General features: G+C 71.8%; 23 protein-coding genes. 11 read left to right on the plus strand and 12 right to left on the minus strand.

Annotation, left to right across the window (positions count from 1 at the left end):
- Positions 1-54 precede the first annotated feature (54 nt).
- On the minus strand, positions 55-1449 hold the full coding sequence (locus tag HC362_RS18455; protein WP_243085028.1) for an MFS transporter: 1395 nt from the start codon (positions 1447-1449) through the stop codon (positions 55-57).
- A gap of 306 nt (positions 1450-1755) precedes the next feature.
- On the opposite strand from HC362_RS18455, the gene HC362_RS18460 reads away from it, so the two are divergent.
- Both HC362_RS18460 and HC362_RS18465 read left to right on the plus strand, forming a co-directional pair.
- Positions 1756-2589: a DUF3027 domain-containing protein gene (locus HC362_RS18460; RefSeq protein WP_243085030.1), complete on the plus strand. Its 834-nt coding sequence runs from the start codon at positions 1756-1758 to the stop codon at positions 2587-2589.
- 178 nt (positions 2590-2767) lie between these two features.
- A complete protein-coding gene (locus HC362_RS18465; protein WP_243085031.1) occupies positions 2768-5911 on the plus strand; it encodes a molecular chaperone Hsp90 in 3144 nt (1047 codons plus the stop codon).
- A gap of 14 nt (positions 5912-5925) precedes the next feature.
- Here the strand turns inward: HC362_RS18465 and HC362_RS18470 are convergent, their stop codons facing one another.
- Positions 5926-7281, minus strand: a complete 1356-nt coding sequence (locus HC362_RS18470) for a PQQ-binding-like beta-propeller repeat protein (RefSeq protein ID WP_243085032.1) — start codon at positions 7279-7281, stop codon at positions 5926-5928.
- 296 nt (positions 7282-7577) lie between these two features.
- Here HC362_RS18470 and HC362_RS18475 point away from each other — a divergent pair, with 296 nt between their 5' ends.
- On the plus strand, positions 7578-7814 hold the full coding sequence (locus HC362_RS18475; protein ID WP_209265439.1) for a hypothetical protein: 237 nt from the start codon (positions 7578-7580) through the stop codon (positions 7812-7814).
- Positions 7815-7854: 40 nt separating this feature from the next.
- On the opposite strand, the gene HC362_RS18480 is transcribed toward HC362_RS18475, so the two are convergent.
- Both HC362_RS18480 and HC362_RS18485 read right to left on the minus strand, forming a co-directional pair.
- Entirely contained in the window at positions 7855-10224 is a 2370-nt protein-coding gene (locus HC362_RS18480) for a cation-translocating P-type ATPase (protein ID WP_243085033.1), read from the minus strand.
- A 63-nt stretch (positions 10225-10287) separates the two neighbouring features.
- On the minus strand, positions 10288-10548 hold the full coding sequence (locus HC362_RS18485; RefSeq protein ID WP_243085035.1) for a DUF2530 domain-containing protein: 261 nt from the start codon (positions 10546-10548) through the stop codon (positions 10288-10290).
- A gap of 249 nt (positions 10549-10797) precedes the next feature.
- On the opposite strand from HC362_RS18485, the gene HC362_RS18490 reads away from it, so the two are divergent.
- Entirely contained in the window at positions 10798-12276 is a 1479-nt protein-coding gene (locus HC362_RS18490) for an NCS2 family permease (protein ID WP_243085037.1), read from the plus strand.
- Here the strand turns inward: HC362_RS18490 and HC362_RS18495 are convergent.
- Entirely contained in the window at positions 12269-12520 is a 252-nt protein-coding gene (locus HC362_RS18495; protein ID WP_243085038.1) for a BrnA antitoxin family protein, read from the minus strand. The two genes, HC362_RS18490 and HC362_RS18495, sit on opposite strands and share 8 nt — an antisense overlap.
- Before the next feature lie 289 nt (positions 12521-12809).
- Here HC362_RS18495 and HC362_RS18500 point away from each other — a divergent pair, with 289 nt between their 5' ends.
- The 3 genes from HC362_RS18500 (at position 12810) to thpR (ending at position 15369) form a co-directional block, all read left to right on the plus strand.
- Positions 12810-13187 (plus strand): MarR family transcriptional regulator, encoded by a 378-nt coding sequence (locus tag HC362_RS18500; protein ID WP_229376035.1) that lies wholly within the window; start codon positions 12810-12812, stop codon positions 13185-13187.
- A 258-nt stretch (positions 13188-13445) separates the two neighbouring features.
- Positions 13446-14711, plus strand: a complete 1266-nt coding sequence (locus HC362_RS18505) for an MFS transporter (RefSeq protein WP_243085040.1) — start codon at positions 13446-13448, stop codon at positions 14709-14711.
- 73 nt (positions 14712-14784) lie between these two features.
- Positions 14785-15369, plus strand: coding sequence for an RNA 2',3'-cyclic phosphodiesterase (gene thpR / locus HC362_RS18510; protein WP_243085042.1), 585 nt, complete (start codon positions 14785-14787; stop codon positions 15367-15369).
- Positions 15370-15520: 151 nt separating this feature from the next.
- Here thpR and HC362_RS18515 read toward each other — a convergent pair whose 3' ends face one another.
- From HC362_RS18515 to HC362_RS18525, 3 genes are all read right to left on the minus strand, one after another.
- The gene (locus HC362_RS18515) at positions 15521-16519 is read right to left on the minus strand and encodes an aldo/keto reductase (RefSeq protein ID WP_243085044.1); all 999 of its coding nucleotides are present in this window, start codon (positions 16517-16519) and stop codon (positions 15521-15523) included.
- A 138-nt stretch (positions 16520-16657) separates the two neighbouring features.
- The gene (locus HC362_RS18520) at positions 16658-17314 is read right to left on the minus strand and encodes a TetR-like C-terminal domain-containing protein (RefSeq protein WP_243085045.1); all 657 of its coding nucleotides are present in this window, start codon (positions 17312-17314) and stop codon (positions 16658-16660) included.
- A 316-nt stretch (positions 17315-17630) separates the two neighbouring features.
- Positions 17631-18314 (minus strand): GDSL-type esterase/lipase family protein, encoded by a 684-nt coding sequence (locus HC362_RS18525; RefSeq protein ID WP_243085047.1) that lies wholly within the window; start codon positions 18312-18314, stop codon positions 17631-17633.
- A 121-nt stretch (positions 18315-18435) separates the two neighbouring features.
- On the opposite strand from HC362_RS18525, the gene HC362_RS18530 reads away from it, so the two are divergent.
- Positions 18436-19392, plus strand: coding sequence for a hypothetical protein (locus HC362_RS18530; protein ID WP_243088684.1), 957 nt, complete (start codon positions 18436-18438; stop codon positions 19390-19392).
- Between the two features lie 54 nt (positions 19393-19446).
- On the opposite strand, the gene HC362_RS18535 is transcribed toward HC362_RS18530, so the two are convergent.
- Complete coding sequence (locus HC362_RS18535) at positions 19447-19785, minus strand: hypothetical protein (protein WP_243085049.1); 339 nt, start codon at positions 19783-19785, stop codon at positions 19447-19449.
- A 163-nt stretch (positions 19786-19948) separates the two neighbouring features.
- Complete coding sequence (locus HC362_RS18540) at positions 19949-20725, minus strand: TetR/AcrR family transcriptional regulator (RefSeq protein ID WP_243085050.1); 777 nt, start codon at positions 20723-20725, stop codon at positions 19949-19951.
- A 96-nt stretch (positions 20726-20821) separates the two neighbouring features.
- On the opposite strand from HC362_RS18540, the gene HC362_RS18545 reads away from it, so the two are divergent.
- The gene (locus HC362_RS18545; RefSeq protein ID WP_243085052.1) at positions 20822-21832 is read left to right on the plus strand and encodes an ATP-binding cassette domain-containing protein; all 1011 of its coding nucleotides are present in this window, start codon (positions 20822-20824) and stop codon (positions 21830-21832) included.
- Entirely contained in the window at positions 21829-22656 is an 828-nt protein-coding gene (locus tag HC362_RS18550) for an ABC transporter permease (protein ID WP_243085053.1), read from the plus strand. The genes HC362_RS18545 and HC362_RS18550 overlap by 4 nt, the downstream gene beginning before the upstream one ends.
- Before the next feature lie 22 nt (positions 22657-22678).
- Here the strand turns inward: HC362_RS18550 and HC362_RS18555 are convergent, their stop codons facing one another.
- Together HC362_RS18555 and serC are read right to left on the minus strand one after the other, a co-directional pair.
- Positions 22679-23071, minus strand: coding sequence for a pyridoxamine 5'-phosphate oxidase family protein (locus HC362_RS18555; protein ID WP_243085054.1), 393 nt, complete (start codon positions 23069-23071; stop codon positions 22679-22681).
- A gap of 139 nt (positions 23072-23210) precedes the next feature.
- Positions 23211-24329: a phosphoserine transaminase gene (gene serC / locus HC362_RS18560; protein WP_243085056.1), complete on the minus strand. Its 1119-nt coding sequence runs from the start codon at positions 24327-24329 to the stop codon at positions 23211-23213.
- 115 nt (positions 24330-24444) lie between these two features.
- On the opposite strand from serC, the gene HC362_RS18565 reads away from it, so the two are divergent.
- Positions 24445-24852, plus strand: coding sequence for an MmcQ/YjbR family DNA-binding protein (locus HC362_RS18565; protein WP_243085058.1), 408 nt, complete (start codon positions 24445-24447; stop codon positions 24850-24852).
- The last annotated feature ends 85 nt before the right edge of the window (positions 24853-24937 follow it).

Here is a 24937-nt window from a genome sequence, read left to right on the forward strand (position 1 = left end):
GGGCTGGTGGCACAGCGTGATGGGCCGGCGTCACGCCGCACGCGGGTGCCGGTGTCACGCCGCACGCGGGTTCGGTGTGCCGCGGCGGGTTGCCCTCAGCAGTCCGCGCACCGCCGTCAGCACCCCCGCCGCCACCACACCGGCCGCCACCCCCATCCCCAGCCGGCCGATCAGCGGCAGCGCCATGGCGAGGGCGCCCCCGACGACCCAGGACATCTGCATCAGCGTCTCGGAGCGGGCGAAGGCGGAGGTGCGGACCTGCTCGGGGACGTCGCGCTGGATGAGCGCGTCCAGCGACAGCTTGCCGAGGGCCTGCGTGATCCCGGCGGTGGCGGCGACGGCGGTCACGGTGACGGTGCCGTACAGCAGTGCGGCGGTGATCGTGGCGCCGAGGGCGCAGAACAGCACACAGGTGATGATCACCTCAGGGCCGCGGGCGCGCAGCCAGGCCCCGATGGCGGTACCCAGCGCGTTCCCGGCACCCGCCGCCACCCCTACCAGCCCCAGCGAGACGACGGCCCCCACCCCCTGGAAGGGGTGCTCGCGCAGCAGAAAGGCGAGGAAGAAGGTGAGGAAGCCCGAGAGGGCACGCAGCGCGGAGTTGGCGAACAGCGCGCTGAGCACCGAGACGCCGACCGTACGCAGCCCGGGCCGCGGAGCCGCCTGCTCCCGGGGCTCCTCGGCACCGGGGACGGGCATCACCGGTGCCACCGGGGCCAGCCGTGCCGGGCGCTCGCCCTTGGCGGAGTCCACCTTGTGGTCCAGGGAGAAGGAGAGGAACGTCCCGGCGAGGAAGACCGCGAAGGCCCCGTACAGCGGCCACTGCTCGCCCAGCAGATGCAGCCCCGCCCCGGCCGGCGCCGCCGCACCGGTGGCCAGCAGCCCGGCGAGTGTGACCCGCGAGTTCGCCTTGACGAGGGAGACCCGTGGCGGCAGCAGCCGGGGAACCACCGCGGACCGTACGACTCCGTACGCCTTGGAGGAGACCAGCACCCCCAGCGCGGCCGGGTACAGCTCCAGGCCGCCCGTCGCCACCGCGCCCGCCATGGTCAGCGCGAGCAGCGCGCGGGCCAGCATCGCGGCGGCCATCGCGGCGCGGCGCCCGTGCGGTACGCGGTCCAGCAGCGGGCCGATCACGGGCGCCAGCAGCGCGAACGGCGCCATCGTCACGGCCAGGTACAGCGCCACCCGGTCGCGGGCCTCGCCGGTGGGGACGGAGAAGAAGACGGTGGAGGCCAGCGCCACCGTGATCAGCATGTCGCCCGCCGAGTTGACGGCGTGCAGTTCGATCAGCCTGCCCAGCCCCGACTCGCCGGCGCCCTCGGCGTGCGTGGCCCGCCGGATGTGGCGGCCCAGCGCGGCAGGCGGGCGCCGCAGCGCGCCCGCGGCGCGTCCCACGCCGCGGAGTTTGCCGCGTGTGCTGCGTTTGCCGGGCTTGTCGACAGGCACGCGGTCAGTGTGCCCCGAAACACGCCGTTCAGTTCCTTTCCGCCACGTCTCCTCTCCTTGTCGTCCCCTCGCCGCCGGCTTCTGCCGGAGGGCGGGGACGGCTGGCTGCGGATTCCCCGGGTGACCCTGTGGGGTAGCGTGGGTGAACGGTGCGCACCGTATGGCCTTTGAGCGCGGGCGCGGACGTCGCAGCGGCCACCCGGTCCCGCTCCGTCCCCGACCCCGCCCCTCCACTCGTGGCCGTACGGGCAGCGCACGCCGACAACGGCGCGACGGCGTAGGAGAGACGATTCTTGTGAGTGCTGCATGAGTGCCGCGACGCGGAGTACGAGCCGTGGCGCGCGGAGCCGGCGCGCCCCCGACCGACTGTGTGCCGAGGCTGTCGAGCTGGCCCGTGCCGCAGCCGAGGAAGCCGCCGCGCCCGGCACCGTCGGCGCGTGGCTCGAAGCCGTCCCCGACCCCCACGCGGACCGTGTGGTCACCCACTTCTTCGAGGCGCGGGAGCCCGGGTACCGGGGCTGGCGCTGGGCGGTGACCGTCGCGCGGGCCTCCCGCGCCAAGAACGTGACCGTCGACGAGTCCGTTCTGGTGCCCGGGCCCGACGCGCTGCTGGCCCCCGAGTGGGTGCCCTGGAGCGAGCGGCTGCGCCCCGGCGACCTGGGGCCCGGCGATCTGCTCCCGACCGACGCCGACGACCTGCGGCTGGAGCCCGGCTACTCGGGAGCGGACGCGCCGCCGCCGGACTCGGCTGTCGCCGAGGAGGAGCCCGAGGCGCGGGGGCACTCGCGCGCCGCCCTCGGCGCCGTCGCCGAGGAACTGGGCATGGGACGGCCGCGGGTGCTCTCCCGGTACGGGCTGCACGCTGCGGCCGACCGCTGGGAGGAGTCGCACGGCCCCAAGACGCCGATGGCCCAGGCGGCTCCGGCCAGTTGTACGAGCTGCGGCTTCCTGGTGCCGCTGGCCGGTTCGCTGCGGCAGGCGTTCGGGGTCTGCTCGAACGAGTACAGCCCCGCCGACGGCCACGTCGTCTCCCTCGCCTTCGGCTGCGGGGGCCATTCGGAGGCCGCCGTCATGCCGAAGGCTCCGCAGCCTCCGCCGCCGGTCATCGACGAAACGGTCGCAGACCCCTTCGGGGACTAGGTAGCCGCCGCATTTTGCGGAGGGAGTCCGGGGGAGCAGACTGCCCGAGCTTCGCGGGATCAGTTGCGCCCCGTCAGGGGCGCGGGGAACTGCGCGACCAGCCACAGCGCACCCGCAGGTGCGGGCGGTGCGCAACGGGGGCCAAGGGGAGGATGCACATGCCGAGGAGGCCAGCCTCGTGAGGGACACGTTCGGGACCGAACGACTGCGGCAAAGCGTGCTGGACGCCTGGAAGGCGTCCAGCGCCCGCTTCCGGGAGGACGCCAACGCCGAGCAGGACCTGGCACTGGGCGGCTACCGCGACCGCCTGGTCGTGGAGCTGGCCCAGAACGCCGCGGACGCCGCCGCCCGGGCGGGCGTACCGGGGCGGCTCCGGCTCACCCTCGCCGGCGGGACGCTGACCGCCGCCAACACGGGGGAGCCACTGGACGCCGCCGGTGTGGAGTCGCTGTCCACACTGCGCGCCTCGGCCAAGCGCGCCGAGACCGACCGGGGCGCGGTGGGCCGCTTCGGTGTCGGTTTCTCCGCGGTGCTGGCCGTCACCGACGAGCCCGCCGTCACCACCTCGGCGGGTGACGGTGTGCGCTGGTCGCTGGCCGAGGCCCGCGAGCTGACCCGGCAGGCCGCCACCGCCAACCCCGAACTGGCGGCCGAGTTCGACCGGCGCGAGGCGCATGTGCCGCTGCTGCGGCTGCCGTTCCCCGCCCGGTACGAGCCGTCCGTGGTGCCCGCCGGATACGACACCGCCGTGCTGCTCCCGCTGCGGGACGAGGCGGCGCTCTCGCTGACCCTGCGGCTGCTGACAGCTGTGGACGACGCGCTGCTGCTGGCGCTGCCCGGCCTGGCCGAGGTCGTCATCGAGACGGGTGACGGACCGGCCCGCACCCTCACCCGGCGCGCGGAGGGCGGCTGTGTCCGGATCGAGGACTCCGCCGCCGGCAGCACCCGGTGGCGGCTGGCGCAGGACAGCGGCATCGCCGACCCGGAACTGCTCGCCGACCGGCCGGTGGAGGAGCGCGCCCGTCCCACCTGGTCGGTGACCTGGGCGGTACCGGTGGACGACGAGGGAGCGCCCGCAAAGCCTCGTACGGCAGCGTGCCTGCACGCGCCGACGCCCACCGATGAGCCGGTCGGCTTCCCCGCGCTGCTGCTGGCCTCGTTCCCGCTGGAGCCCACCAGGCGCCATGTGGCGCCCGGGCCGCTGACCCGTTTTCTGCTGGCCCGCGCCGCCGACGCCTACGCCGCGCTGCTGCGCGACTGGCGGCCGGTCGCCACCAGCACCGTCGACCTGGTGCCAGGGCCGCTGGGCGCGGGCGAGCTCGACGGCGAGCTGCGCGCCATGGTGCTGGAGCGGCTGCCGGACGTCCCGTTCCTGGCGAGCGCGGCCACCCGGGCCGAAACCGAAGCCGACGAGCCGTACGCGCTGCGGCCCCGCGACGCCGAGATCGTCGAGGGCGCGGGCGCCGCGACAGTAGCCGTACTGGCCGAACTCTTCCCCAGCCTGCTGCCCGCCGGGCTGGAGCGCCGCACCGAGCTGCGGGTGCTGGAGGTCCCCCGCGTCCCGCTGGGCGAGGCCATCGACCGGCTCACCGGTGTGGAGCGGGAGCCGGGCTGGTGGTGGCGACTGTACGACTCGCTGGCCGGCGTCGACCCGGAGCGGCTGACCGGGCTGCCGGTGCCGCTGGCCGACGCGCGTACGGCGGTCGGTCCGCGCCATGTGCTGCTGCCGCTGCCGGACGGTGCCGTACCGCCCGGGAAGCTGGCCCGCCTGGGGCTGAAGGCGGCGCACCCGGACGCCGTTCATCCGCTGCTGGAGCGGCTGGGTGCCACGCCCGCCACCCCGCGCGCCGTACTGACGACCCCGCAGGTGCGGGCAGCGGTCGCCGCCTCGCTGGACGCCGAGGAGTCATGGGACGACAGCCTCGACACCGGAGCGCTGGACCCGGACGAGCTGGCCGAGACCGTCCTGGGCCTCGTCCGTGACGCGCGTCTGGCGCCCGGCGACGAACCGTGGCTGGGCGCTCTGGCGCTGCCCGACGAGGACGGCGATCCGGCACCGGCCGCCGAACTGGTCTATCCGGGCTCCCCGTTCGCCCGGGTGCTGCGCGAGGGCGAGCTGGCGGCGTGCGACGCGGAGCTGGCCGAACGCTGGGGCGAGCAGCCGCTGACGGCCGTCGGCGTCCAAGCGGACTTCGCACTCGTACGCGCAGAGGACGTGGTGCTCGACCCGGACGGCTTCGAGCCCCGCGACGGCGACTACCCCGAGCCGGACGACCCGGGGCTGCTGGACGCCGTGGACGTGTGGTGCGAGGACGTGCTCGACCAGCTGGCGGCCGACGGCCACGCCGACGACGCCGCGGCCTCCGTGCCCCCGGTGGCCGTCGAGTTCGTGGCCGTACGCGACCTGGACCTGGTGGACGACGCGCACTGGCCCCAGGCGCTGGCGATGCTGGCGCGGCCGCCGCTGCGGGACGCGCTGACCGCGCCGGTGCGGGTGCGGCTCGGCGACGGCACGGTCACCGACGTACGCCCGTACACCGCCTGGTGGCTGCGCGGCCATCCGGTGCTGGACGGCCGCCGTCCGGCCGGTCTGCGCGCGGCCGGCGCCGACCCGCTGCTGCGCGGGCTGTACGAGGAGGCCGACCCGGGCGACGTCACCGATGAGGGGGTGCTGCGCGCGCTCGGCGTCCGTACCACCGCCGCCGCACTGGTGGCGGAGCCGGGCGGCCCCGCCGAACTGCTGCGCAGGCTCGCCGACCCGGAATCGGATGTGGAGCCCACCCAGTTGCACGGGCTCTACACCCTGCTGGCCACCGCCGGGCTCGACCCCGCTGAGGTGACGCTGCCCGACGAACTGCGTGCGGTGCGGGACGGCGGGACGGTCGTCGTGGACGCGGCCGAGGCGCTGATCGCCGACGCCCCCGACGCCCTCCTGCTGGTGGGGGAGAGGCCACTGCTGCCGGTGGCGCCGCCCGACGCCGGAGAGCTGGCAGCGCTGCTGGAGGTGCGGTGCGCGAGCGAGGCCGTGGCGCATCAGGTGCCCGAATCGGCGGGCACCGAGCGCGAGGTGCCCGCCGTCGTACGGGAACTGCTGCCCAGGGTTCCTGACCGCTACCGCGAGCACGAGGAGCTGACCATCGGCGGTGTGGACCTCGACTGGCGCCGCACCCCCGACGGCACCCTGCACGCCGCCACCCTGGAGGGCCTGGCCTCGGCGCTCGCCTGGTCGGCCGGCGCCTGGCCGCGCCGCTTCGAGGTCACGGCGCTGCTGGAGGACCCGGAACGGGCGGCGGAACTGGCCGCGGCCCGCTGGTTCGACTGAGCGGGACGGCGCGGTCAGCCCTTGGTGCTGTAGACGACCGCCAGCGGGGTGGGCCCTCCGGTGGAGGGCTTGCTTGCGTCGTCGTGGCCCAGGTACAGCCGCCCCGCTGAATACCGCACTCGGGAGTCGCCGATCTCGAACGAGGTCTCCGTCTTGTAGGCGGAGCCCTCGTTCCGCAGCAGCGGCTTCTTCTTCAGGGTGCGTGCGTCGAGCTGCCACACCGCGCCGCCCTCTTCGCGGTACATGTTGGCCTTCTGGTAGACGAGCACATTGCCGCTCTTGTCGAGACCGATGGGCGCCATCTCACCGGCGTCGGTGCCCTCGACGTGCGCCTTGCGCTCACCCGTCCGCAGGTCGAGGGCGACGATGTCGTTGTCCGCCTCGGAGCCGGATTTCAGAGGCTTCTCCGTACCCAGGTACAGCACGCCGGCCTCCTTGCCGACCGCGAGGTTCTGACAGTCGGTCACCTCGGTGGCCGGGCAGTCCGCGTTGTACTTGCCGTACTTCCCGCCCTTGACCTGGATGTCGGCGAGCTGCCGGCCGCGTGCCGCGCTGTCGTCGACGGACAGGAACCGGGAGACGCCCGAGCCGCCCTGCGCCTTGCCGTCGTCGGCTGCGAGCACCAGCGGGTCGGTGGAGACCACGTGCACGTTCTCCGTACCGGCCGGCAGCGAGAAGGTGGAGGTGGCGGCGCGGGTGCGTGGGTTGACGGTCTGCACCTTGAGCCGGGGGCTGTCCGTCGTACCGCAGTCGCGGACGGCGATCAGCTTCTCGTCGCTTCCGGCGTACCCCTCGGCCGGGCAGCGTGCGTCCGAGGAGGGGCCCCACAGCTGCTTGCCGCCGACGGTCCATCCCGCGCTGCCGCTGGTGCCTGCGGCGGCGACGGTGCCGTTGCCGATGGTCACCTCGTCGAACATCACGGCGGAGCCGCTCTCCATCGCCTGCCGGTGCCAGAGCATCTTGCCCTGCTTGAGGTCGATGACGCCGACCTCGGTGCAGACCGAGTTCGACTTGCCGTTCTCGTAGACGACGGCTATCAGTCCGTCCTTCGTCGGCTCGGGCGAGGTCCAGCAGGTCTCACCGGTCAGCGGCACCGTCCAGGCGGGCGCTCCACCCGCCGGCGGATAGCCGACGATCTTCTTCACATCGGCCTTCACAAAATTCTTCTCGGTCACCCACATTCCCTTTGCGTGGGCGAGCTCGGACACCTTGGCCATCGGCACCTTGTGCGCCAGCTTCGCCTCCGGGGCCGAGTCGGCGGCCGCGGCTTCGCCGCCCCCGTCGCCGGAGTCGTCCGGGCCGCAGCCGGTGACGGCCAGGGCTACCGAGAGGGCTGCGGCGGCAAGGGCCGCAGTACGGGAGCGGGACATCTGAAATCTCCTTGTGGGGGGAACGGAAGGAATCGCGGATTCGATGCCGCGGATTCGGTGCCGCGAATTCTTGCCGCATCGCGCGTGGATTTTCAACTCGGCTTTTCTTTCCGAGGGTTCAGTTCAATTGTTCCCGAGATGATTTCGGGAATTGTGGAGTGGTATTCCTCGGGGTTCCGCTCCAACGGGTGCGCCCGGCTGGCTGAGGCCGGGTCCGGGCCGGGGCGTGCGGGGTACCGATGTGCTCGCTCAGCACCCGATCCGTGCTGGCTCAGCACCCGAACCAAGGAGAGTCCATGCCCGTCTGCGAGGTCTGCGACAACGACTACCCCCACACCTTCGAGGTCCGCGCCGCGGGACAGGTGCACGTGTTCGACTGCCTGGAGTGCGCGGCCCACAAGATGGCGCCCGTGTGCGAGAACTGCGGCTGCCGCATCCTGGGGCACGGCATGGAGTCGGAGGGCCACTACTACTGCTGCGCACACTGCGCCCGCGCCCAGGGGCGCACCCAGCTGGCGGACAGCGCGCCGTAAGCGCCCGCTCGGCGGGGCGGGCCGGGAAGCCGCGCGGGACCTACGCGGACAGCTTCCCGGCCGCCAGCCGCCAGGCCACCTCCAGCAGGACGCCCGCGACGGCCGCCACCGCCACCGCCGTCCACGGCAGCAGGATGCCGGCCGGCTTCAGCGCGAAGAAGTGCTGGAGCGGCGGCAGCACCAGCACCGCCAGGAAGCCGGCGCCCATCGCCAGTACCAGCCCCACGCGCCACCAGGTGTAGGGCCGCGCGACGATGGCCAGCACCCACATGGCGATCAGGAACAGGGTCAGGGTCGCCGCGCTGGTCTCGGCGGTCAGCGAGCCGGGGCCGCTGTAGTGGTGCCGCGCCAGCAGATAGGTGGCGAAGGTGGCGGTGCCGGCGATCAGCCCGCACGGCAGCGCGTAGTGCAGCACCCGCCTGACGAAGTGCGGCCTGGCGCGCTCCCGGTTGGGGGCCAGGGCCAGGAAGAAGGCGGGGATGCCGATGGTGAGCGAGGACAGCAGCGTCAGATGGCGGGGCAGGAACGGATAGGGCACCTGCCAGCAGACGACCAGCAGCGCCAGCAGCACCGAGTAGACGGTCTTGGTGAGGAACAGGGTGGCGACCCGTTCGATGTTCCCGATGACGCGGCGGCCCTCGCCGACGACCGACGGCAGCGTCGCGAAGCTGTTGTCCAGCAGCACGATCTGCGCCACGGCCTTGGCGGCCTCGGAGCCCGAGCCCATGCAGACGCCGATGTCCGCGTCCTTGAGCGCGAGGACGTCGTTGACGCCGTCGCCGGTCATCGCCACGGTGTGCCCTGACGACTGCAGGGCGCCCACCATCTCCCGCTTCTGCTGCGGGGTGACACGGCCGAAGACCGTGCCGTCGGCCACCTGCCGGGCCCGCTCCTGCTGAGGTGCCGGCAGTTCCCGCGCGTCGATGGAGCGTTCGGCGCCCGGCAGGCCCAGTTTGGCGGCGACGGCGCCGACGGAGACGGCGTTGTCGCCGGAGATCACTTTGGCGCGGACGTTCTGCTCGGCGAAGTAGCCCAGCGTCTCGGCTGCGTCCGGGCGCAGCCGCTGTTCGAGTACGACGAGCGCCACCGGCCGCGCGGCGTCCGCCGCACCCTCGTCCTGCAAGTCCCGGTCCCCGTCGGCGGCCCGGGCCAGCAGCAGCACCCGCAGCCCCTGCCGGTCCAGCCGGTCCACGTCGCCGAGCACCGGGTCGCCCTCTCCCAGCAGCACATCGGGGGCGCCCAGCAGCCAGGCGCTGCGGCCGCCGTCCGGCTCGGCGAAGGCGGCGCCGCTGTATTTGCGGGCCGAGGAGAACGGGAGCGTCCGGGTGGCCTGCCAGCGGCCGGCGCCGTCGGGCGTCGGCGGATAGGCCTCGATGATGGCCTGGAGGCTGGCGTTCGGATGCGGCTCGGCGGCTCCGAAGGCCCGCAGCACCTGGGCGACGCGGGCCTCGTCGGCGCCGTTCAGCGGCCGTACCTCGGAGACGTCCATACCGCCCTCGGTGAGGGTGCCGGTCTTGTCCAGGCAGACGACGTTCACCCGGGCCAGGCCCTCGATGGCGGGCAGCTCCTGGACCAGGCAGTGCTTGCGGCCCAGCCGGATGACGCCGATGGCGAAGGCCACCGAGGTCAGCAGCACCAGCCCCTCGGGCACCATCGGCACGATGCCGGCCACCATGCGGCGCACGGCCTCGTCCACGTGGTGGTCCTCGACCACGAGCTGACTGAGGATCAGGCCGACCGCGGCCGGGACCATCATCCAGGTGATGTACTTCAGCAGCTCGCTGATGCCGCCGCGCAGTTCGGAGTGGACGAGCGTGAACCGGCTGGCCTCCTCGGTCAGCTGCGCCGCGTACGCCTCGCGGCCCACCTTGGTGGCGGTGAACGCGCCGCTGCCGGCCACGACGAAGCTGCCGGACATCAGCGGGTCGCCAGGGCGCTTGAGCACCGGCTCGGCCTCGCCGGTCAGCAGCGACTCGTCCACTTCGAGGCTGTCGGCCTCCAGCACCTCGCCGTCGACCACGCATTTGTCGCCGGGCCGCAGCTCGATCAGGTCGCCCAGCACGAGCTGCGCTGTGGGCACCTCCACGCTGCGCCCGTCCCGCCGCACCCGGGGCCGGGCCTCACCGATCACGGCCAGGTTGTCCAGCGTCCGCTTGGCCCTCAGCTCCTGGACGATCCCGATGCCGGTGTTGGCGATGATCACGAAGCCGAACAGCCCGTCCTGCACCGGGCCCACCACCAGGATGATCAGAAACAGCACCCCGATGATCGCGTTGAACCGCGTGAAGACGTTCGCCCGGACGATGTCGGCAGCCGACCTGCTGCTGCGCGGCGGCACATCGTTGACCTCACCCCGCGCAACGCGCTCGGCCACCTCGCCGCTGGTGAGACCTTCGCGCGTTTGTGTCATGTTCCGACGGTACGGTGACTGCCCCCGCGCCGGGGGAGTGCGCCGCACGCGCCGTGGGCGCTGTCAGTCGTCCTGGGCGCGCTTGATGGCCTTGTCCCTGGCCCGTACGTACCAGATGCCCACGCAGCCCAGTGCCGCGCCGGCGGCGCAGGTCCACAGCCACCAGGTGTGGCCGTGGTCGGCGAACCAGCCGTAGAAGGGGAGCTGCACGAGGAGCAGAACGAGCCACACCAGTGTGCCGGTGACGACGGTGGCGACGACGTTGCCCTCCAGCGGCTCGGGCGCCTCGCGCTCGCCGCTGGTCCATCTGTCCATCAGGCTCATCGCCCCGGCTCCTCGTCTCTCGCCCGTTCCCCGGCTCCAGCCTAGCGAGGCGGTGCCGGGGGGCGGGGGGCGGGGGGCGGAGTTGGCGATCAACCCGTTCGGTTGTTCATACTGAATCGGTCTGGCGGTGGCCGGTTTTTTTCGTGCGATGCACCAAACTGATCCGGTCGCCCCAGCCCCCAGGCCCGTTCCGGCGGGCACCCGTACCAGCGCGTAGCAGTACGCACCCGCACCAACCCGAGGTCACGCATGTCCGCTTCGGCCGGCCCGGTCGATTCCGAGGGAGTCCCGCAGGGGACCCCGCCCGCTTCCCCGTCCGCACTGGACCGCTTCTTCCAGATCTCGGAGCGCGGCTCGACCGTCGGCCGTGAGCTGCGGGGAGGACTGGCCACGTTCTTCGCGATGGCGTACATCATCGTGCTGAACCCGATCATCCTCGGGGCGGGCGAGGACAAGTACCACCAGCACTTGGACAACGGCCAGCTGGTGACGGCCACCGCGCTGATGGCCGGGCTCACCACCCTGCTGATGGGCGTCATCGGCAATGTGCCCATCGCGCTCGCCGCGGGGCTGGGCATCAACGCCGTCGTCGCGCTCCAGCTCGCGCCCAAGATGAGCTGGCCCGACGCCATGGGCATGGTGGTGCTCGCCGGGATCGTGCTGATGATCCTGGTCGCCTCCGGTCTGCGGCAGCGGGTGATGGACGCCATCCCCAATGGGCTGCGCCGCGCCATCGCGATCGGTATCGGTTTCTTCCTCTCGCTGATCGGCCTGGTCGACTCCGGCTTCGTCACCCGCAACCCGGACAAGGCGCACACCAGCGTCCCGCTGGGCCTCGGCGTGGACGGGCGGCTCCAGGGCTGGCCGGTGCTGGTGTTCGTCATCGGGCTGATACTGATGTTCGTGCTGACGGTGCGCAGGACGCGGGGCGCCATCCTCATCGGCATCGTGGCCGGCGCCGTCCTCGCCATCGTGATCAACGCCGTGGCCGAGATCCCCGACGCGGCCTGGGGCCTCTCGGTGCCGGCGCTGCCTGACTCGGTGGTCAGCAGTCCCGACTTCGGCCTGATCGGGGAGATCAGCCTGTTCGGCGGATTCCATGAGGTGGGCTGGCTGACGGGCTGCCTGTTCGTGTTCACCGTGCTGCTGTCGGGCTTCTTCGACGCGATGGGCACGATCATCGGCGTCGGCGAGGAGAGCGGTCTTGCCGACGACCGGGCTCACGGGCAGCTGCCGCGGATGGGCCGCATCCTGTTCATGGACGGTGTCGGGGTGGCGGCCGGCGGCTTCGGCTCCTGCTCGGCCAACACCTGCTTCGCGGAGTCCACCGCCGGTGTCGGTGAGGGCGCGCGCACCGGGCTGGCCAATGTCCTGACAGGCGGGCTCTTCCTGCTCGCGCTGATCTTCACCCCCCTGGCGAAGGTCGTGCCCTCCCAGGCGGCGACGCCCGCGCTGCTGATCGTCGGTTTCCTGATCATGGCGTCGAACGTGCGGGAGATCGACTGGGCCGACTCCACCGTCGCCGTTCCTGCCTTCCTCACCGTCATCTCGATGCCGTTCACCTACAGCATCACCAACGGCATCGGCATCGGCGTGATCTCCTTCATCGTGCTGCGGTCGGCGGTCGGCCGGGCACGGGAGATCCCCTGGCTGCTGAACGTGGTCGGGCTGTGCTTCCTCGTCTACTTCCTGCTGGACCCGATCGAGCAGGCTCTCGGCGTCAAGTGAGGCCCCCGGTGCTCGAGGCCGAGTGGCCGTAGAACCGCTCGGTCCGCTCGACCGACGCCTTGAAGCGCTCGTCGAAGTCGTCGCGGACGAGCGTCCGGACCACATAGTCCTGGACGCTCATTCCGCGTTTCGCGGCGTGGCCGTTCAGCCGCTCGAAGAGGGCGGCCTCTATCCGCAGGCTGAGCACCTGCGACTCGGGCTGCTCGTGGTGGTCGTTGTCACACGGCGGAGTAAGGCTGTTCATACGACAACGGTCGCGAACACACCCCGCCCGCTGTCCGGCGAATGTGTTCTGACTCACTCGTACGTGTGAGCCCCTGCCGGGTAAACCCGGTAGTCCTTAGGCCAGGTAATGAGTTAGGCTAAGGAGTATGTCGGAACAGCTCCCCGCTCCGCGCTTCGCGGACGGGCCCCTGCCGGGTGCGCTCGACCAGCTCGACGATCCGCCGGCCGAACAGCATGCTGAGCAGCGGGACGAACAGCAGGACGAACAGCAGGACAAGGACGCCGTCAACGCGCTCCGTGCCGCGGTGATGCGCCTCTCCCGACGGCTGAAACACCAGCGCGTCGACGAGTCGCTGAGCCCCACGGAGATGTCCGTGCTCGGCACCCTCGCCCGCTGCGGCTCGGCCACCCCCAGCGAGCTGGCCCGCAAGGAACATGTGCAGCCGCCGTCGATGACGCGCATCGTCGCGATGCTGGAGGCCAAGGGGCTGGTCCGGCTGGACGCACACCCCGAGGACCGCCGGCAGAAGGTGGTCACCCAGACCGAACAGGCCGAATCCATGCTGGCCGCGGCCCGCGAGAAGCGGAACGCCTGGCTGACCGAACTGGTACAGGAGCTGGACGAGGACGAGTGGGCGACGCTGCGCGCCGCCGCGCCGGTACTGGAGAAGCTGGCACATCTGTAAGGAGCACGAACCCGAACAGGAGGCGACGCCGCTTTGAGTACGGGCCACGGAGCAGACTCCGCACCCGCACCATCGACAGCCGACGACGACATCAGGACAACCGACAAGGGAGCGGCCGGTCGGGGACCGGCCGACCTGAGCCAAGGACCGGCCGGTCAGGGTGACCGGCGCGGCGGCGGCGCCGCTGAGTCCGCCGAGCCCTCGCAGCCTTCGAAACCCTCGCAGTCCTCGCAGCCTGCGAAGTCCTCGAAGCCTTCGATGTTCAGCTCCCTGAAGATCCGCAACTACCGCCTGTTCGCGATGGGCCAGGCCGTCTCCAACACCGGTACCTGGATGCAGCGCATCGCCCAGGACTGGCTGGTGCACAGCCTTACCGGCTCCTCCACCGCCGTCGGCATCACCACGGCTCTCCAGTTCCTCCCCATGCTGCTGTTCGGGCTGTACGGCGGCGTCATCGCCGACCGCTGCTCCAAGCGCAAGCTGCTCTTCGTCACCCAGTCGACCATGGGCGTCATAGGCCTGGTGCTGGCGGCGCTCACGCTGAGCGGGAACGTGCAGGTCATGCACGTCTACGCGCTCGCCTTCGCCCTCGGCCTGGCCACCGTCGTGGACAACCCGACCCGGCAGACCTTCGTCTCCGAGATGGTCGGTCCGGCCCAGATACGCAACGCCGTCTCGCTCAACTCCGCGAACTTCCAGAGCGCCCGGCTGGTCGGCCCGGCCGTCGCGGGCGTACTGATCTCAGCCGTCGGCGGCGGCTGGGCGTTCCTGATCAACGGCCTGTCCTTCGGTGCGCCCCTCATCGGCCTGCTGCTGATGCGCCCCGGTGAGCTGTACACCAGCAAGCCCGTGCGGCGCGGCAAGGGCCAGCTCCGCGAGGGCCTGCGCTATGTCGGCGGGCACCCGGAGCTGCTGTGGCCGATCGTGCTGGTCGGCTTCATCGGCACGTTCGGCTTCAACTTCCCCATCTGGCTCACGGCCTTCACCAGTGACGTCTTCCACGCGGGCGCGGGCACCTACGGCACCCTCAACTTCCTGATGGCCGTCGGCTCCGTGGCCGGAGCGCTGCTGGCGGCCCGGCGCGGACAGTCCCGGATGCGGCTGATGGTCGGCGCCGCGCTGGTCTTCGGCGTACTGGAGATCGCCGCCTCCCTCTCGCCCTCGTACTGGCTGTTCGCCGCTCTCATGGCGCCGATCGGGCTGGCGGGCCTGACGTTCAACGTCACCGCCAACTCCAGCGTCCAGCTCGCCTCCGACCCGGCGATGCGAGGGAGGGTGATGAGCCTGTTCATGATGGTCTTCGTGGGCGGTACGCCCATCGGCGGGCCGATCATGGGCTGGATCACCGACGTCTGGGGCGCGCGCACCGGCTTTGTCGCCGGGGGTCTGATCTCCGCGGTCGCTGCCGTGGCCGTCGCCCTGGTCCTGGCCCGCCTCGCCGGCTTGCGGCCTGCGGTGAGCCTCCGGCGGGGGGAGCCGCATCTGCGGTTCGTGCCCCGCACGGAAGTGAGGGAGCCGGCGTAATGGTTGCCCGGCGGCGCAGCCCCTCTGCCCGGGGGCGGGCAGGGGAGCTCGCCTCATGGCAGGCTGCGCACACATGAGACTGTTCGCAGCACTGTGGCCCCCACCGGACGCGGTCAGGGAACTGGAACGGGCCGTCGACGCCCTCAGAGGGCTGCCCGGCGCGGACGCGCTCCGCTGGACGCAGCCGGCAAGCTGGCACTTCACGCTGAGCTTCTACGGCGAGGTGGACGACGGGAAGAGGGCCGAGCTCACCACCCGCCTGGCCCGCGCAGCGGGAAAGGCGCCCGGCCCCGTCCCGGCGCGCCTCGCAGGGGCCGGCCGCTTCGGGGACCGCGCCCTGTGGGCGGGCCTGCACATGGCGGACGCCGACCGCGAAGCCCTCAAGAAGCTGGCGGCTGCCACCACTGCCGCCGGCCGCCGCGCGGGCCTGCTCCCTCCCGACGAGCACCCCTCGTTCCGCCCGCACCTCACGCTGGCCCGCGCGAAGGGCAGGCGGACGACCGATCTGCGCCCGTACGTCGCCCAGCTGGAGCCCTTCCACGGCTCCAGCTGGACGGCCCGGGAGCTGCTGCTGGTGTGCAGCGTGCCGCCGCGCAGCGGGGTGCCGGGGGAGCAGCCCCGCTACGAGCCGCTGGAGCGCTGGCCCCTGGGCCCGTGACGAAGCCGCTCGGGGCCCCGGCTACCGTTGTCGGCGTGAACGCTAAGACCAGAATGCGCATTGTGACGGGTGTGCTGGTGGTGCTCTTCCTCGTCGTCATCCTGGCCTCGGCCCTGGGCGGCCGCTGAGCCGGAGGCTCCGAGCAGCGGGCCTACCAGGCGAATGCCTCAGGAGAGGGGCCGGGGCCGGGGAAGATCTCGTCCAGCGAGGCGAGCAGTCCGTCGTCGAGCTTCAGCTCGACGGCGCGCAGCGCGGAGTCGAGCTGCTCGGCCGTCCGGGGCCCGACGATGGGCCCCGTGACGCCCGGCCGGGACAGCAGCCAGGCGAGTGCCACCTCGCCCGGCTCCAGCCCGTGCTCGGCGAGGAGCTTCTCGTACGCCTCGACCTGGCCGCGTACGGTGGCGTCCGCCAGTGCGGTGGCCGCGCGGCCCGAGCCCGTACGGCTGCCGCCGCCCTCGCGGGCCTTGCGCAGCGCGCCGCCCAGCAGTCCGCCGTGCAGCGGGGACCAGGGGATGATCCCCAGCCCGTACGACTGCGCTGCCGGGACGACCTCCATCTCGGCGCGCCGCTCGGCGAGGTTGTAGAGGCACTGCTCGCTCACCAGTCCGAGTGAGCCGCGCCGCGCCGCGGTCTCGTTGGCCTGCGCGATGTGCCAGCCGGCGTGGTTGCTGGAGCCGACGTAGAGGACCTTGCCCTGCTGGACGAGGACGTCCATGGCCTGCCAGATCTCGTCCCAGGGCGTGGCCCGGTCGACGTGGTGGAACTGGTACAGGTCGATGTAGTCGGTCCCCAGCCGCCGCAGGCTGGCTTCCACGGAGCGGCGGATGTTCAGCGCGGACAGCTTGTCGTGGTTGGGCCAGGGGTTCTCGCCGTCCGGGGACATGTTGGCGTAGACCTTGGTGGCCAGGACAGTCTTGTCGCGCCGCCCCTCGCCCTTGGCGAACCAGCTTCCGATGATCTTCTCGGTGCGGCCCTTGTTGGCGCCCCAGCCGTAGGCGTTGGCGGTGTCGAAGAAATTGACGCCTGCCGCCAGTGCGGCGTCCATGATCGCGTGGCTGTCGGCCTCGTCCGTCTGCGGCCCGAAGTTCATGGTGCCGAGCACGAGCCTGCTGACCTTCAGTCCTGTACGTCCGAGCTGCGTGTACTCCATGCCGCCACGCTAGGCGCTTGGAGCACACTCGAAGCAAGGGGCTGCGCCCCGCCCCGCCCTGCTGGGAAGGGGGTGCCCCTTGCTGCGCGTCGCAGGCTGCGGGTGTGTTGTGGCTTGTCGCGCAGTTCCCCGCGCCCCTTACGGGGCCCGGCGCCCGGTACGGAACACCCCCTCGACGGCGGCGAGGTAAGCGGCCTCCGCGCTCCTGCTGGCGAGCTCGGCGTCGACGGGCTGCCGCGTCATCAGCAGCCGGTAGTAGAAGGGGGCGCCCATCGCGGCGATGACCTCTTCGCCGTCGGTGTCGGCGGCGACCTCCCCACGCTCCGCGGCCCGCTCCACCATGACGGCGACTCGCCGGATGCGGCCCCCGAAGACGGTGCGCAGCACTTCCGCGGCGCCCGACTCGCGCGCGGCGGCCGTGACGACGGCCTCGACGAGGCGCTGGTTGCGCGGCGCGGCGTAGAAGTCGGCGATGGAGCGGGCGAGCGCGTGCAGGTCCTGACGCAGGCTGCCGGTGTCGGGCACCGGGATGGTCTCGCCGTGCTGGCTGAGTATGTCGCTGATCACACCTTCGACGGTCCGCCAGCGGCGCCGGATGGTCGCGGCGTGCACTCCGGAGCGCTGGGCGATCAGGTCGATGGTGAGCGAGGCGAAGTCGCGGCGGTCCAACTCCTCCCAGGCTGCGGCCAGTACGGCGGCCCGGGTGCGCGCGGTGCGTCCGCCGGGGCGGGTCGATCCGTGCGGACGGGCGGGTTCGGCCGGTCGGTCGGATCCGTGCGGTTGTGGAGCAGTCATGGGGTCCGCGTTGCGTCGAGGCTCAGGTTCCGATTACTGTTCCCGCACTTAGTGCGCGCTCGCGCGCATTAGTCGGGGGATGTCGCGAGCGTCCCACAGCGCGGTTCTGAACCGCCGCGTTGGGGGCGTTCGCGGCACAAGGCGCCAGTCTGGCGCAGCGGCAGCTCCGGTGCCGCCCACCGCTGCGGCCCGCGCGAGGTTCCGGCGCGAAAGGTACGCCACCTGGCTGGTTTTTGCCGAACTTGACGACACCTGCGCACTCGGCAGCTTTTGCCCGACTTGGCCGCACCCGGTAGCGCTCGTCCCGCAAAGCGGGTCAGAGCACCAGCGCGCTCCCGCGGTACGGGCCGCCCACGCCCCATGCCTGGTGCAGGGCGTCGGCGAAGGCGGCGGCCATCCGGTGCTCGCCCTCCGCCGAGGGGTGGGTCCCGTCGTAGGTGTCCCGCTCCAGCGACCAGTCCTCCGGCACCGAAGCCGGCAGCACCGGCGAGCCCGGCTGGGACAGCTCGGCGACGACCTTGGCCAGCAGGGTGTTGAAGCGCGTGCACACGGCCGCGAACTCGGGCTCGGTCGCGGCGCGGACGTTCGGGATGACGGGCAGCAGCACCGCGCGCAGCGCCGGGTTGGCGGCGCGCGCCTGAGCCATGAACAGTTCCACGTTGGCGAGCGTCTGTTCGGGGTCGGTGTAGAAGCCGAGGTCTATCAGCCCGAGCGAGACCAGCAGGGTGTCGGCACCGTGCGCCGCGACCGTCTCCCGGATGACCGGCGCCATGTGCAGCCACCCCGAGCCCCAGCCCGCGAGGTGGGCCCGCGCGTGGTGGGGGAAGAGCGGGTCGGCGTAGGCGTGGCTGCCCTCGTGCAGGGCGGTGCGGGGACCGACGATCTCCCACGCCGCGCGGTCCGGAACCGTACGGCACAGGTGCTGCCAGAACCGGTACCGCCAGGTGTGGTCGCCGGCCGCTCCGATCGTCATGGAGTCGCCGACGAAGAGAACGCGCATTCGCACATCCTCCGGGATCTTGTCCTGGGTCGCACCGTGATGCTGGACACTGGAGCACATGGCTGTGCGTATGCGTGGGTTCGGGGTCGGGGTCGGGGCGGTTGCCGTGTTGCTGGGAGCGATGACGGCAGCCTCGCCTGCCGTCGCCGAGGACGGGCCCCAGGGCTTCACCATCCGCGACTCGCGGATCACCGAGTCCAGCGGTCTGGCCGCCAGCCGCGCCCACAAGGGCATCTACTGGACGCACAACGACTCCGACGACGGCCCGTACGTCTACGCCGTCGACAGCCGCACCGGAAAGACCGTCAGCCGGGTGACGCTCAACGGGATCAAGCCACGTGACGTCGAGGGGATCTCCATCGGCCCCGACGGCGACATCTACGTCGGCGACATCGGCGACAACGTGGACGGCCAGTGGCTCGAAGTGTGGATCTACCGCTTCCCCGAACCGAAGCGCCTGAGCGGCGATGTGACGGTGAACCCCACCCGCTACACCGTCCGCTACGCCGACGGCCCGCGCAACGCCGAGTCGCTGATGGTGCACCCCAGGACCGGCCGCGTCTACATCGCCAGCAAGAGCGGCAACGGCAAGGGCGGTCTCTACGCGGGCCCCGAGAAGCTGAACCCCGGGGGCGTCAACACCTTCTCGCGCGTCGCGAAGGTCGACTTCGAGGCGACCGACGGAGCGTTCTCCCCGGACGGCTCCCGGCTGGTGCTGCGCGGCTACTTCAGCGCGTACGGCTACAAGTGGCGCGACGGCAAGCCGGAGAAGATCGGCAATGTGTCCGTACCGCTGCAGCGGCAGGGCGAGTCGGTGACGTTCGCCCCCGACGGCCGCACCCTGATGTACGGCTCCGAGGGCGCCGGCAGCAGCGTCCAACCCGTGGCGCTGAAGGGCGAGGCGGCGCCGCCCTCCGACGACGAGTCGGACTCGAAGTCCCCCTCCAAGGGCGGCGACGGCGACAACGGCTCGTCCGACGACGACAACCGCACCCTCACCCTGGGCGGCGCCACCTTCATCGCAGCCCTGGTCCTCTGGTTCGGCCTCCGCCGCCTCTTCACCCGCCGCCGGAACTGACGCCCCGGCGGCGGGGTGGCGGCACACGCGCGTCGCCGGGCGCGCGGCCGGCCGCTACTGGACCTGGACCTCCACGCCGCCGACTCCGCTGCTGTACGCGGGGCACCTGGCGCCGTTGCCGACGGTGCTGCCGATGCCGGTCGCCAGCCAATCGGTGTACTGGTCGGGCGCCCACCCGCAGATCACGTGCACGCGCCAGACGTGGGCTCCGGTCACATCGGTGCAGTTGACGCTGGCGTACTTGATGTCGTGCTGGATGTTCGTCTCGCACTCCAGGCCGGGCGCCGGTGTGACGGTCGCGGCCTGTGCGGGAGCGGCGAGAGCGAGGGCACTGGTCGCGGCAAGTGTCGTTCCTGCGGCCAGCGTTGCGATTCGGCGCAGGTTCCTGGGCATGTCATTCCCCTTGAGACGTCCTGTGTTGCTGCGGGGCCGACGCACCCGTCCGTGGCGGACGCGGCGATCGGCGGCCCCGGCAATAGATCCTCGCAGGTCTCCGGCCCTCTCTCGTACTGACGTTCGTCAGGGTGGGGCCGCCCGGCGGTTGGGGCAGGCAGGTTCAGGGCGTCGCCCTGCGCTGGTCCAGCAGGTGTTGGAAGCCGTCCAGGAGGGCGCGGACGGCGAAGCGGGTGCTGTCGGCGGGGTCGGCGGTGAAGGCGTCGTCGGGGAGGGCTGCCAGGTGGGTGAGGCCGCCCTCTTCCATGCCGCGCGTGATGTAGGGCTCCTGGGTGCGCCAGAACTCCTCGTCGCTGACGCCGGACTGCTGGGCCGCCTGCTGGTACAGGACGACTGAGCGGGCCGAGCCCGTGATGAGGTTGTCGAGGGCGACGAGCATGGTCATCTTCTCCTGGCCGGTGAAGGGCAGGTCCTCCAGGGCTCCCAGGGCGAAGTCGAGGTTGGCCATGGAGTGCGGGCCCAGGATCGGGCGGGCCTGGTTGACCTGCAGCAGCCAGGTGTGTGTGGTGTAGAGCTTCCACGACCCTTCGGCGATCAGCTCCAGCGTCTCGCGCCAGTTGTTGCCGCGCCACTGCTCGACGTCGGTCGGCGGGAGGGCGACCTGGTCGCACATCAGGGCGACCAGCTCGTCCTTGCCGGGCACGTAGCGGTACAGGGACATGGTGCCGACGCCCAGTTCGGTGGCGACGCGGCGCATGGACAGCGCTGCCAGTCCTTCGCGGTCGGCGAGGTCGACGGCGGCCGCCACGATCTGCGCGAGCGTCAGTCCGGGTTTGGGTCCGCGTGCGGGGCGCTCGCGGGTGGTGCGGCCCCACAGCAGGTCGAGGCTGCGGACGAGGCGGGTGAGTCCTTCGCCGTCGGCGGTGTGCTCTGTCGTCATGGTGCGGCCATCGTAGGAAATCCCCTTGCGAGCATCTGCGTAGGCTGTACGCTTTTTCATCTGGGTACGGCGTACCCAGATTCAAGGAGGGGAAGTATGCCCGCACCACCACTGGACCAGTGCTCCGTCGTCGCCGAGGGGCTCCGCAAGACCTACGGCGACAAACACGCGCTCGACGGCCTCGACCTGGCCGTCCCCCGCGGCACCGTCTTCGGGCTGCTGGGCCCGAACGGGGCCGGCAAGACCACCGCCGTACGCGCCCTGACCACCCTCGTCCGGCTCGACGGGGGCCGCGCGACCGTCGGCGGCCACGACGTGAGCCGCGCCCCGCGCGCCGTACGCAGCAGGATCGGCCTCACCGGACAGCACGCCGCCGTCGACCAGATACTCACAGCGCGGCAGAACCTGGAGATGTTCGGCCGCCTCTTCCACCTCGGCGCCGATCGCGCCCGCCGCAGAGCCACCGAACTGCTCGACCAGTTCGGACTCACCGAGGCGGCCGACAAGCAGCCGCAGGGGTTCAGCGGCGGTATGCGGCGCCGCCTCGACCTGGCCTCCAGCATGATCCTCGCCCCTGAGGTGCTCTTCCTGGACGAGCCGACCACCGGACTCGACCCGCGCGGCCGCAGCGAGGTGTGGGACGCGGTACGCGGACTCACCGAGCAGGGCACCACCGTCGTCCTGACGACCCACTACCTGGATGAGGCCGACAAGCTCTCCGACCGGATCGCCGTCATCGACCGGGGCCGCAACGTCACCGAGGACACCCCGGCCGGTCTCAAGCGGGCCATCGGCGGCGACCGTATCGAGGTGGTCGCCGCCGAGGCCCGCGACCTGCCCGCCGTCGCGGCCGCCGTCGCACAGGCCGCGGCCGAGGGCGCCGAGCCGGAGACCGACGCCACCGGACTGCGCGTCCACGCGCCGGTCGCCGAGCGGGTGCCCGCGCTCACCGCGGTGGCACGCCGCCTTCAGGACGAGGGAGTGGCCGTCGCCGACATCGGCCTGCGCCGCCCCACGCTGGACGAGGTCTTCCTGGCCCTGACCGGCAGCCGCACGGAGGAGCGGGAGAGCACGGAGCGCACGGAGCGCACGGAGGTGAACGTATGAGCGCCGTACAGACCGCGGAGCGGCAGGGGGCCGGAGGGCGGCTGTACTGGGCGGTCGCCGACTGCTGGACGATCGTCCGCCGCGACCTGACCCACCTGGCGAAACAGCCCTCCCTCATCGCCTGGCAGCTCGGCTTCCCGATCGTGTCCGTCCTGCTGTTCGTCTACGTCTTCGGCAGCGCCATGGACGTCGGCAAGGGGGTGGACTACAAGGACTACGCGATGCCCGGCATGTTCGCGATGACCATGGCCTTCGGCTTCATGAACACCGCGATGGCCGTCGTCGTGGACAAGGAGCGCGGCGTCACCGACCGCTTCCGCTCCATGCCGATGGCCCCCTCCGCCGTGGTCACAGGACGCGGCGTCTCCGACGTGCTGCACGCGGCGCTCGACCTCGCGGTGCTGGCGGCGATCGCGCTGGTCGTCGGCTGGCGCTCGGACGGCGACCTGCTCGCCACGCTGTGGGCCTTCGTGCTGCTGCTCTGGCTGCGGTTCTCGCTCATCTGGGTGGGCGTGCTGCTGGGCCTGCTGGCCAAGACCCAGGAGTCGGCGGGCAATCTGTTCGCCGTGGCCTTCCCGTTCGGCATGGTCTCCAGCGTTTTCACGCCACCGTCGGAGATGCCGGACTGGCTGGGCGCCATCGCGATGTGGAACCCCGTCTCGGCCACCGCCAACGCGGTCCGCGAGCTGTACGGCAACCCGCTGCCGAGCGGGGGCAGCTGGATCGAGCAGCACTCGGACGTGATGGCGGTGGTGTGGCCGCTGGCGCTGACGGCCGTCTTCCTGCCGCTGGCCGTACGCCGGTTCCAACGCCTCAGCAGATGACGGCTCAGGGCGGCTCCGGGGCCTATTCGCCGACCAGCCGCAGCTCGTAGTGGACCGGCCGGTCGAACATCAGCAGGTAGCCGAGCGGTACGAGCAGACCCTGGGTGAGCGGGTGCCTGCGGGCCAGCCGCGCGGCGGCGTGCCGCGCCTCCTGGTCCCGCAGCTCCCGTACCCGCGCCTTCATCGGCGCCCCGTTCGGGGTGCCGGTGAGGGTGGCGGCCGAGAGTTCCACTTCCGGGTAGCGCTCGATGTGCGCACGTTGTTTCGCGCGGGTGTGAGTGCGGACGTAGGCGTGGTCGCCCTCGACTGCGATCTGGGCGGGGCGCCCGACGGGGGTGCCCTCGCGTTCGTACGTCGTCAGCCGTACGCGCCGCTCCCGGGCGAACAGCTCGAAGCCGGTGGTGGGGGTGCTCATGCGAGTGCCGTACCCGGCGGAACGGGAGGGGATGCTACCCCGCATGGGGCGTTGCCCCGTCAGGGGCGCGGGGAACTGCGCGACAAGCCACAGCACACCCGCAGCCTGCAAGACACAGCAAGGGGCAGCCCCTCATCAGCTACAGGCGCTCGATCACCCAGTCGACGCACGCCGTCAGCGCCTCGACGTCCGCGGGCTCCACCGCCGGGAACATCGCGACCCGCAACTGGTTGCGGCCCAGCTTCCGATAGGGCTCGGTGTCCACGACACCGTTGGCCCTCAGTACCTTGGCCACGGCCGCGGCGTCCACGTCGTCCGCGAAGTCGATCGTGCCCACGACCTGCGAGCGCTGCTCCGGGTCGGTGACGAACGGCGACGCGTACGACGCCTTCTCCGCCCAGCCGTAGAGCCGCGAGGAGGAGTCCGCGGTGCGCGAGACGGCCCACTCCAGGCCGCCCTGCCCGTTGATCCACTCCAGCTGGTCGTTGAGCAGGAAGAGCGTGGCCAGCGCCGGCGTGTTGTACGTCTGGTTCTTGCGCGAGTTGTCGATCGCCGTCTGCAGGTCGAAGAACGCAGGGATGTGGCGCTCCGAGGCGGCGATCCGCTCCGCACGCTCGATGGCGGCGGGGGAGAAGACCGCGATCCACAGCCCGCCGTCCGCGGCGAAGGACTTCTGCGGCGCGAAGTAGTAGACGTCCGTCTCGGTGATGTCGACCGGGAGCCCGCCGGCGCCTGAGGTGGCGTCCACCAGGACGAGCGCGCCGTCGTCGGCGCCCGGCACCCGCCGCAGCGGCATGGCGACACCGGTGGAGGTCTCGTTGTGGGTCAGCGCGTAGACGTCGATGCCCTGCTCGCCGCGCGCCTCGGGGTGGGTGCCGGGGTCGCTCTGGATGATGCTCGGGTCACCGAGCCAGGGCGCCTGCTTGGCGGCCTTGGCGAACTTGGAGGAGAACTCGCCGAACGACAGGTGCTGGGACCTGCCCTCGATCAGACCGTGGGTCGCCACGTCCCAGAACGCGGTGGAGCCGCCGTTGCCGAGTACGACCTCGTACCCCTCGGGCAGCGAGAAGAGGCTCCGTACGCCTTCGCGTACCTTTCCGACCAGGTTCTTGACGGGCGCCTGCCGGTGGGAGGTGCCCATGAGGGAGGTACCGGTCGCAGCCAGGGCGCTGAGCGCCTCCGGACGCACCTTGCTGGGGCCCGAGCCGAAACGGCCGTCGGCGGGCTTGAGGTCAGCGGGAATCTGGAGATCAGCCACGGGGTCAGCCTAGTGCCGCTGTCCAGACCACGACGGCAGCCGTCCAGGGCCTGAGACAAACGGTGGACATCCCGGCTGTCGGTCCGCTGTCGGTCCCGGTCCATAAGCTGGCCGTATGACAGCAGGTCGCAGCCCTGATCCCCGGCCCGGTCACCAGTCCGGCCCCCGGCCCGGTCCCGACGACGTACGGCGCCTCGCCCTCGTCCTCCCCGAGACCAAGGAGGTGGAGGCGTGGGCCATGCCGACCTTCCGGGTGGCGGGGAAGATGTTCCTCACCATGCCGGACGACCAGTCCTCCTTCGCGGTGCGCTGCCCGCGCCTGGAGCGGGGGGAGCTGATCGCCGCCGAGCCGGAGAAGTTCTGGGTGCCGCCGCACGAGGCGGGCTCCAACTGGGTGCGGGCGCGGCTGGCGGCGCTGGAGGACATGACGGAGCTGCGGGACATCGTCGTCGACAGCTGGCAGCAGGCCGCGCCACCCCGGCTGCTGGAGGCGTTCACGGTGCCCGATCCGTACGCGGAGTGAGCCGGGCACCCCTCCATGCCGGGTCATCAATTCCGTGCCAGGCCATCAATGGCCATGCTGGACAGCTTCACAGGCGCTCTTGGGC

Source organism: Streptomyces sp. 891-h, assembly GCF_022760275.1.
GTDB classification, from domain to species: domain Bacteria; phylum Actinomycetota; class Actinomycetes; order Streptomycetales; family Streptomycetaceae; genus Streptomyces; species Streptomyces spirodelae.